This window comes from Streptomyces sp. WY228 (assembly GCF_019287315.1).
Classification (GTDB): Bacteria; Actinomycetota; Actinomycetes; order Streptomycetales; family Streptomycetaceae; genus Streptomyces; species Streptomyces caviscabies.
Genome location: NZ_CP079114.1, coordinates 745332 through 754957, shown reverse-complemented (window position 1 = coordinate 754957; position 9626 = coordinate 745332). Strand labels below are relative to the sequence as shown.

Below are 9626 nucleotides of genomic sequence, written 5' to 3'. Positions count from 1 at the left end.
ATATTCCTTGCCTGTGGGCTCGGGTGGCCGGTGTGAGTGCGGTCAGGAGGCGTCTCTGCCCGCGTCCTCGAGTTCGAGCAGTCCGCTGCGCAGCGCCACGGCGACGGCCGAGGTGCGGTTCGGACACTTCAACTTGCGCATGATGTTGGCCAGATGGCGCTTCACGCCGTGCTCGGTGATGTCCATCCGGCGGGCGATCTGGCGGTTGCTCATGCCCTGGGCGACTCCCCAGAGGGTCTCGGTCTCACGTTCGGTGAGTCGCGGGCGCCGGCTCTCGTGGCGGGCCGCGGAGGAGGCCAGTTGGACGACCTGGTGCAGGGCTTCGGGCGTCACCGCGACGGTTCCGCACCTGCTCTGACCGAGCACTTCGTCGAGTGTGGCCTTGTGGAGGTCCTCCAGGCGGAGGACCGTGTTGGCGAGCACCCACTGCGCGGTGTCGAGCTGATCCTGCATCAGGGAGCGCAGGACGAGGACGACATGCGTCCTCGGATCGAGGAGCAGCGGGCTGAGCTGGGACAGATCCCGCACGCTCGCACCCGACGAGATGAGGAGTGTCAGCGGGGGTGCGGTGAGATGCGCGGGGATGTCGGATGCCGCGGCCACCGCGATGATGCGGTCGGGCCGGGTGTGGGATTCCGCGAACCTCCGCAGCAGCGATCTGGAGGAACTGTCGGGATCGACGACGAGTACCTTACGACAGTCGCTGTCTGCATCTTTTTGCGTTGATTTCACTGTGACCCCCCCGGGCGAGTATCAGCCGTCACGGCTCCAACTACTATTGACCATAGTGGTTCGGGGAGTCAAGCATTTATCGTCCGCCGCTCACGGCGTTCCCGACGGGTTCTTCGGTGTTCATGAAGGTTTGCCTCATGAACACCGAAGAATCTGTCAATGTGCGAACACGGGACCGGCCGAAGGGTCGGGCCGGCCCTTCGGCAGCAGGGTCAGGCCGGCCACGGCGGCGACCGCGGCGATGCCCGCGCAGGCGGCGAACGCACTGCCGAAGCCGTCGATCGAGGGGGCCGTACCGCCGTCCAGGCTCGCCCCGGCGACGGCGGCCACCACGGCGACCCCCAGGGAGGCGCCGAGCTCGTGGCAGGTGTTGACCAGACCGGAGCCCAGGCCGGCGTCCTTGTGCTCGACGCCGTGCATGGCGCTGGTGATGGCGCAGATGAAGCCGACACCGAGTCCGAACCCGAGCAGGACGAAACCGGGAACTACCTGGGTCCACGCGTTGCCGTCCCGCTCCAGGCCGGTCAGCAGCAGGGCGCCCGCGACGGCGACGGCCATGCCGGCGCCGGCGGTCGGCCGCCAGCCGAGCCGGGCCACGGCGGTCGAGCCGAGGTGTGCGCCGACGGTGGTGGCCAGGGCGACCGGCAGGAACATCAGGCCGGTGCGCAGCGGGCTGAAGCCGAGGACGTGCTGGAGATAGAGCGAGCAGAGGAAGAACGCCGAGATCAGCACGCCGGACGCGGCGAGCATCAGCATGCAGCCGCCGACCAGGGAGCGCCGCGCGAGGAACGGCAGCCGGACCAGCGGGGTGGCGGCCCGCCGCTCCGCGACCACGAACAGCGCCGCGCCGAGAGCGGAGCCGAGCAGCGGCAGCCACGCGGTCACATCGCCGAACCCGTGCTCACGCGCCTGCATGAGTCCGAAGATGAGCAGGGCGGGGGTGGCCGTCATCGTCAGCGCGCCGGGCAGATCCATCCCGGACGGGGCTTCGCCGTGGCTGTGCCCGTGCCCGTGGTCGTGTCCGTGCCCATGGCCGTGAGCGGCCGCGTCGCCGTGCCCGTGACCGTGGGCGCTCTTCGTGTCCGCCTTGACCAGGGCGGGCACCGCGACCAGGACGACGATGCCGATCGGCACATTGACGAAGAAGATCCACTCCCAGCCGATGCCGGACACCAGGACGCCGCCGAGCAGGACGCCGAAGGCCGCGCCGGTGCCGCCGATCGCGGCCCAGACGCCGAGCGCGCGGTTGCGCTCCGGCCCCTGGAACACCGTCATGATCAGCGCCATGGCGGCGGGGGACATGGCCGCGGCGCCGATGCCCTGGACGGCCCGCGCCGTGATGAGCGTGCCGCCGTTCTCGGCGAGGCCGGACACCAGCGAGGCCACGGTGAACAGCACCAGGCCGGCCAGGAACATCCTGCGTCGGCCGAGGAGGTCGCCGAGCCGGCCGCCGAGCAGCAGCAGGCTGCCGAAGAAGAGGGTGTAGACGGCGACGATCCATGTCAACGCGGTCGCGCCCAGGTCGAGTTGTCCACCGATCGTGGGAAGGGCGACGTTCACCACGGTCACATCGACGATGAGCATGAACTGCGCCATGCACAGCAGTGCGAGGATCAGCCAGCGCCGGGGGTCGGGTGCGGGGCCCGCCTCGTCGTGCGCCGGGTGGGCCGCCCGGTCGTGCGGGTCGCTGCCCCGCGCGGCCGGGTCGGCGTGGGCATGACTCTCCGGGTGCACCGGAACTCCTTAACTTGAACAGCAGTGTCAGGATTAATATAGAGCAGTGATCCGGCATTTTGAACAGCGATGTTCAAGTTATGTGGTGGGCGGGGTGATCCTGGCCGCCAGCCGGAGCACGGTCGGATGCTCGAACAGCGCCTGGGGCGCGAACTCCAGACCGTGCTGCCGCGCCAGCACGGCGGCGCGCGCCGCCAGGGCCGAATCGCCGCCCAGGTCGAAGAAGTTGTCGTCCGGGAGGACCTGCGGCACGCCCAGCACCTCGGCCCAGACGTCGGCCAGAACGTCAGCCGTACGGGTGGAGCCGCCGGCGTCCGTCGCGCCGGTCACCCGTGGCTCGGAGCCGGAGCCGGAGCCCGCGTCCTGGGCGGTACGTCCGTCGGTCGCCGAACGCTCGTCGAGGGCGTTCGCGGACGCCGGACGGGCGGGCTCCGTCCAGTGCCGCACCCGCCGGAACGGATAGCCCGGCAGCGACAGCCGGCGCTCCTGCCCGTGCCGGGTGCCGGACCAGTCGATGTCGGTACCGGCCTCCCACAGCGCGCCCAGGGCACGGGACAGCGCCTCGCCGTCGTCGATCGTCTCGTCGCGGTGCCGCATGGCGCTCACCGCGCGATGGTCCGCCGACCAGGCGGAGTCGCGGCGTGCCGCGGAGGCCAGCGTCCGGCCGGGGCCCGCCTCGACCAGGAAGCGACCCGCCGCGTCCGGCGTGTCTCCGCCGAGAAGCGTGTGTACGCAGTCGGACCAGCGCACGGTGGAACGCATCTGCCGTGCCCAGCGCAGCGGGTCGACGGCCTCCGCCGCGGTCATCCAGGTCCCGGTCGTGTTCGAGACCAAGGGGACGGCCGGGGCCGACAGTTCGGACCGGCCCACCACCTCCGCGAAGCGTTCCGCCGCCTCGTCCATCGCCCCGGTGTGGAACGCGTGGGGCGTGCGCAACACCGTCACCTGCACCCCGGCCGCCGTCATACGCGCCGCGAACTCCCCGGCCGCGGCCGGGGGCCCGGCGACCACGCGGGCCCCGGGCTCGTTGACCGAGGCCACCTCCAGGGCGCTGTCCACGAGGTGCGCGGCCAGCTGCTCCCGCGAGCAACGGACCGCCAGCATCGTCCCGGCCGGAGCGGTGTGCATGAGCCGCCCCCGCGCCGCCACCAGGCGTACCGCCGTGGCGAGTGCGAACACCCCGGCCAGACAGGCGGCGGTGAACTCGCCCACGCTGTGCCCGCCCAGCGCCACCGGCCGGACCCCGTACTCCTCAAGGGTGCGCGCCAGGGCGTACTCCACGGAGAACAGAGCGGGCTGAGCGATGTCCGTGCGCAGCAGACGCGCCGCGTCGTCGCCGAAGAGGGCGTCCCGCGGATCCTGCCCGGTCTCGTCGGCGAACAGCTGCGCACAGCGGTCCAGTTCACGCCGGAAGGCGCCGCCGCGCCGGTGGAGGTCCTGGCCCATACGGAGGTACTGCGCCCCTTGCCCCGGCAACAGCAGAACCGGCTCGGGCGGCCGCCGAGGACCGGGCGCGGCCGCACGGCCGGCACGCAACAGCTCGGTCGCCCGCTCCGGTGTGTCCGCCGCGACGGCCGCCCGGTACGGGAAGGCCCTGCGCCCCTCGGCGAGGGTGTGGGCCACGTCCGCGAGGTCCGTCCCCGGGGTCAGCGCGTCGGCCAGCCGGTCCGCCGCGTCCCGCAGCGCCTCGGGAGTGCGGGCGCTGACCAGCAGCACGGGGACGGCGGCACGGGCCTGTGCCGCCTCGGGGCGGGGCGGCGGGGCCGGCGCCTCCGTCAGGACCACGTGCGCGTTGGTGCCGCCGACGCCCAGCGAACTCACCCCGGCCGTCAACGGGCCCGGACCGGTCCACCCGCGCGTCCCGGCGACCACCTCGAAGGGGCCCTTGTCCAGGTGGAGTTCGGGGTTCGGGGCGGTGAAGTGGGCGGTGGCCGGGAGGGTCCGGTGCTCCAGTGCGAGCACCGCCTTGATCAGCCCGACGACGCCGGACGCCGCTTCCAGATGGCCGATGTTCCCCTTCGCCGACCCGAGCAGACAGGGCTCCGTACGGTCGCCGGTCGGGTCCAGCGCCTGCCGCAGGGCCGCGACCTCGACCGGATCGCCCAGAGCGGTGCCCGTGCCGTGCGCCTCGACGTAGCCGACCTCGTGCGGGTGGACCCCCGCCACCGCGAGTGCCTCGGCGACCACGGCCGCCTGCATCTCGACACTGGGCGCGGTGAACCCCATCTTCAGCGAGCCGTCGTTGTTGACGGCGGTGCCGCGCACGACCGCCCGGACCCGGTCGCCGTCGGCGAGGGCGTCGGACAGCCGCTTGAGCACGACCACCCCACCGCCGCTGCCGAACACCGTGCCGTTCGCGGCGGCGTCGAAGGGGCGGCAGAACCCGTCGGCGGACATCATCGAACCCGGCTCGTACAGATAGCCCGCCCGATGCGGCACCTTCACCGTCATCCCGCCCGCGAGCGCCACGTCGCTCTCCCCGCACAGCAGGCTCTGACACGCCAGATGCACCGCCACCAGCGAACCGGAACACGCCGTCTGCACGGTCAGCGCGGGGCCGCGCAGATCCAGCGCGTGCGCGACCCGGGTCGCGAAGAAGTTCGGGTCGGTCAGCGTCAGGGCGTGGATCAGCGCCGGCGACGTACCCGAACCGAGCAACGTACGCGGATCGTGGTGCGAGAGCAGGTTGTAGCCGAAGTAGCCGCTGAAGGACGGAGCCCCGAACACGCCGACCGCGCCGTCCCGGCGGGCCGGGTCGTGCCCCGCGTCCTCCAGGGCGTGCCAGCAGGCCTCCAGGAACAGCCGCTGCTGAGGGTCCATGGCGGCCGCCACCGCCGGAGGCAGCCCGAAGAAGTCCGCGTCGAACGCGTCGAACCCGTCGAGGGACGCGGACCGCCGTACGTAACCGCGCCCGGCGAGCACCGGAGCGGGCACCCCCGCCGCGAGCAGCTCCTCGTCGTCCAGCTCGTCCAGGCAGTCCTGCCCGGCGACCAGCCGGTCCCAGAACTCCTCCGGGGTACGGGCCCCGGGGAAGCGTCCGGCGATTCCGACGACGGCGATCGCCTCACCGGGGCCGTCGTCATCGGGGCCGGGGTGCGCCGGCCTGGGGTGCGGGGGTGTGCCGTTCACGGGTTCCTCCTCGAAGTGTTCCGTCGCCGCGCCCGGGCCGCGCCGGCCGTCGCGGTACGGGCGGCGCCCCGGCGCTCGGCGTCGCGCACGACCGAGGGCACACCGGCACGCCCACCTCCACCGCCGAGGCCGTCGGCGAGCCCGTCCGCCACCTGCTCGGCCAGCTCCGCCGCGCTGACGCCCTGGAGCAGCCGGGCCACCGGCACCTCGACGCCGAAGTCCTCGTACAGCGCGCTCTTGACGCGTACGGCGGTGATCGAGTCCAGCCCCAGGTGGACCAGCGGCCGGTCGTCGATCCGGTCGTGGTCGGAGAACCCGAGGACGCGGCCGACGCTCAGCAGGGTCCGGGCCCGCACGACCCCACGACGCTCCCCGTCCGGCATCCCGGCCAGCGCCGCCACGTCGAAGGCGCTCCCGGCTTCGGCCGGGCCGGCCAGTGCGGCGAGGAACGAGGAACCGCGCGCCTGCGGGTGGGCGCGGGCGAACGCGCGGTCGGTCAGCCGGGCCACGCCCGCCCGGCCCGCACCGGCGGCGAGCAGGCGCTCCAGCGCGGCGAAGCCCTCGCGCACGGTGAGCTTCCCCAGACCGGCGATGTCCCGGTCCCGCACCGCGCCGACGCCGCCCCACGGGCCCCAGTTGACGGTCAGCGCGGGCAGGCCGCGGGCGCGGCGCACAGCCACCACGGAGTCGAGGAAGGCGTTGGCCGCCGCGTACTCGGCCTGCCCGGGGGAGCCGACCAGGGCGGCCAGCGAGGAGAACCCGAGCCACCAGTCCAGGCCGGCGTCCACCGTGGCCTCGTGCAGCCGCCAGGCCCCGTCGGCCTTCGGCGCCCACACCCGGTGCAGCCGGCCGCCGTCGTCCGCCGTCATCGCCGCGTCCTCCAGCACGGCCGCCGTGTGCACCACCCCGCGCAGCCGCACCCCCGTGGCCGCCAGGGCGTCGATCATCCGCTCGGCGGTACCCGGCCGCGCCACGTCCCCGCGGACGAGTTCGACGTGCGCGCCCAGCGACCGGATGCGCTCCAGCTCCTCGGCGGCGTCGGGGCCGACGACCCCCCGGCCGCCCAGGACCAGAGCGCCCGCGCCGCCCTCGGCGAGCCAGCGCGCGGTGGCCAGACCGAGGCCCCGGGTCCCGCCGGTGACGAGATAGCCGCCGCCGGGCCGGACGACCGGCCGGCCGCGCCCGTGCGCCGCGTTGCCGGTGCCGCCGACGGTGGCCGTCGGCGGCCCGGCGGTCAGGCGCGCCACCAGGCGCAGGCCGTCGCGCCACGCCACCTCGTCGGGCCCGTCCCGGTCGAGGATCTCGTCGACGGGTATGGGGCCGGGACCCGCCAGGTCCACGCTGCGCGCCCGCAGTTCGGGGCGCTCCTGGCACAGCGTGCGGACGACCCCGCGCAGCGCCGCCTGCTCCGGGTCCGGCTCCTCGTCGGGGCGCACCTGCTGGGCGCGCACGGTGAGAACGGTCAGGGGCGGGGGCGGCGCGCCGGTCTCCTCGGCGCGGAGCAGCAGACCGGCGGCAAGCCGCAGCGCGATGTCCACCTGCCGTTCCGCGCGACGGGGTACGTCGGCCGACGCGTCGGCCGGTACGTCCGGTGCCGCACCCGCGACGAGGAGTACACCGTCCGCATGCCCGGCGGACCCCGGAGGCGCCGACGGAGGAAGCAACTCGCACACGACCCCGGCGGCTGCCAGCGAGGCGGCCGCCGCGCTGTCAGGATCGGCGTCCACGACGAGCCACCGGAGCCCGGCGCCCTGCCGTGGCTCCGGTGCCGGGCCGGGCTCCCAGCGGACGTGCCGGAACAGGGGTTCCACATCGACGGGCAGGGCCTCCGCGCCGACCCGGCCGATCCGCAGGCCGGTCACCTCGGCGACGGGCGCCCCCTCGGCGTCCATGATCTCGATGTCGGCGTGGAGCGCTCCCGAGGCGGCGGTGAGCAGCCGGGCACGGCATACGAGGGTGTCGCCCGGCTGTCCGAAGAACCGGATCCGCTCGATGCCGGTGGGCAGAAAGGTGCCGTCCACGGCGGTCGGAAGCAGTGCGCCCACTCCGTGCAGACAGGCGTCGAGCAGCGCCGGGTGGAAACGCCAGCGGCTGTCGGGGGTGAGGACCGGGGGCCGGGACACCCGGCTCGTGGCGACGCCGCCCGCCACCCGCACCTCGCCGACCCCGGCGAACGCGGGCCCGTGCTCCTGGCCGAGGGCGTGCAGCACCGCGTACAGCTGATGCGCGGCGACCTCGACGCCGTCCTCGCCGCCGGAGTGCACAGCGGTGGGAACGGAATCGGCCGGGGCCGGGTCCACCGGGTCCACCGAGAGCCGCGCACGGGCGAGGACCGTCGGCTCCGCTCCGGTGCGGACGCCCGCGACGACGGTGACCGTGCCGCCGCACCCCTCGGCGTCCTCCTCCAGGGTGGTGGTGAGCGTGACGGGGTCGGTGAGCGGGAGCAGCCGCACCAGCTCCAGGCCGTCGACGCGCACCGCGCCGGGGCCGGCGCCGAAGGCGTCGCAGGCGGCGGCCAGGGCGAGTTCGGCGTACGCGGTGCCGGGAAGGACCGGTGCGCCCTGCACCCGGTGGTCGCCGAGCCACGGCAGCCGGTCGAGCGAGACCCGGCTCTGCCACAGATGACGCACCGGTGTGCCGGGCACCACGATGTGGTGGCCGAGCAACGGGTGCGGAGCCGCGTCGACGGGCGTGCGGGCGGGGCGGTCGAACGTACGGTGCTGCCAGGCGTAGCCGGGCAGCTCGGCGTGGCGTCCCGGCGTGGCCGCCGCCCGGGGCAGCGTCACCCCGGCGCAGTGCAGGGCGGCGAGGGTGTCGGCGAGCGCGTCGGACCCGGCGACACCCCGGCTGAGCGTGCCCAGCACGGTGCTGCGACCGCCGTGCGTGGCATCGGCCTCCAGGACGGTCTCCAGAACGGACTGGGCGACCACCGGATGCGGCGAGACCTCCAGGAACACCCGCAGCCCGTCGTCGGCCGCCGCCCGCACCGCCTCCGTCAGCCGGACCGGCCGCCGCAGATTGGCCGCCCAGTACGCGGCGTCGAGCGCGGCCCGTTCCCTCGGGTCCTCCAGCGTGGTGCCGTAACAGGGCAGCCGGGTAGGCGCGGGGGCGATGTCGGCGAGTGCGGTACCGAGTTCGCTGAGCAGGGGGTCCACCAGAGGGCTGTGCGCCCCGATCCGTACGCCGGGGACCAGCCGGGCGAGCAGCTCCTCGCCCCGGCACTCGGCGACGAACCGTTCCACGGCGTCCGGCCGGCCCGCCACCACACAGGCGCGGGGCGAGGAGTGGACGGCGACGGAGATCCCCGGGCGGCCGGTCAGCCGGCGGCGCGCCTCGGCCGCGGGCAGCTCCACCAGCGCCGTGGCGCCCGTACCGGCTGTTCGCTCCATCAGCAGTGAGCGCCGGCACACGATCCGCGCACCGTCCTCGGGGGTGAGCGCACCCGCGACCACGGCCGCGGCGATCTCTCCCATCGAATGCCCGATGACGGCGGCGGGCCGGATGCCGCGCCCGCGCAGCACGGCGGCGATGCCGAGCTGGAGGGCGTACACGGCCGGCTGGACCCGGTCCATGCCGGAGCCGGTCAGGCCGTCCTCGGTGACGAGCGTGCGCAGGTCGTAGCCGCTCTCCTCCTTCACCACCCCTTCGAGCGCGGCCACCGTGGCGGCGAACTCGGGCTCCTCGGACAGGAGTTGCGCGCCCATGCCGTCCCACTGCGAACCGTGACCCGAGAAGACGAACACCGGGGCGACCGGCCGGGCGTCCCGTACGGTGCCCCGGGCGACGAGCGCTCCGGGCCGGCCGCCGGCGGCCACGGCCCGCAGCAGCCGGATCAGCGTTCCCCGGTCGGCGGCGCGGACCGTCAGCCGCTCGGCGAGATGAGTACGCCGCACGGCGAGGGTGTGCGCCACGTCGGCCAGCGGGACCTCGGCGCCGTCCCCGGCCAGCCAGTCGGCGAGCCGTCCGGCACCGGCGAGCAGCGCCGCCGGGGAACGCGCGGAGAGCGCGAAGAGCATCTCTGGATGTCCCAT

4 protein-coding genes are annotated in these 9626 nt (G+C 74.5%); all 4 read right to left on the bottom strand.

All coding sequences use genetic code 11. The features are described 5' to 3' along the window. Positions 1-42: 42 nt before the first annotated feature. Positions 43-603 carry a response regulator transcription factor gene (locus KV381_RS03225; RefSeq protein WP_256995009.1) on the bottom strand — a complete coding sequence of 187 codons (561 nt, stop codon included), beginning with the start codon at positions 601-603 and terminating at the stop codon, positions 43-45. A 285-nt stretch (positions 604-888) separates the two neighbouring features. Then, entirely contained in the window at positions 889-2466 is a 1578-nt protein-coding gene (locus KV381_RS03220; RefSeq protein ID WP_234024601.1) for an MFS transporter, read from the bottom strand. A 78-nt stretch (positions 2467-2544) separates the two neighbouring features. Further along, a complete protein-coding gene (locus KV381_RS03215) occupies positions 2545-5595 on the bottom strand; it encodes a type I polyketide synthase (protein ID WP_218784422.1) in 3051 nt (1016 codons plus the stop codon). Then, a complete protein-coding gene (locus KV381_RS03210) occupies positions 5592-9626 on the bottom strand; it encodes an SDR family oxidoreductase (protein ID WP_218784421.1) in 4035 nt (1344 codons plus the stop codon). The genes KV381_RS03215 and KV381_RS03210 overlap by 4 nt, the downstream gene beginning before the upstream one ends.

Excerpts from the sequence above, each read along its gene's own strand:
- KV381_RS03210 (WP_218784421.1), bottom strand. The coding sequence starts at position 9,626 with ATGGGACATCCAGAGATGCTCTTCGCGCTCTCCGCGCGTTCCCCGGCG.